Consider the following 283-nt stretch of genomic DNA (forward strand, 5'->3'; position numbering starts at 1 on the left):
CACACCGAGCATAAGAAAGAGCCGCGAGCGACCTCTGTGCTCAATGACATCTTCCAGGGTACGGAGGGGCATGATGAGTAGCCAGCTAGAACTTTTTCATGTCCAAGAGGCGTATGCCAAGGCCGATAAGCCGCTATCGAATGAGGAGCTCTACGATTCAGTGGCAGAGCTCGCTGGAATCCCGAAAAGCGCTCTGAATGAACAAAGTGAAATTGGCAAGGCAAAGGTCAAGCGGAGCAAGCTGAAAAGACAGATACGCTGGTATCAGCAAACCCTTAAGTCG

At 51.2% G+C, this 283-nt stretch carries 1 pseudogene; it reads left to right on the forward strand.

Going from position 1 to position 283, the window contains the following annotated elements:
• Window positions 1–73: 73 nt before the first annotated feature.
• Window positions 74–283: pseudogene (locus BHE89_RS24155) on the forward strand (site-specific DNA-methyltransferase); the annotation flags it as partial.

Origin of the sequence: Shigella sp. FC1967, assembly GCF_001743005.1 — a bacterium.
Classification (GTDB): Bacteria; Pseudomonadota; Gammaproteobacteria; order Enterobacterales; family Enterobacteriaceae; genus Proteus.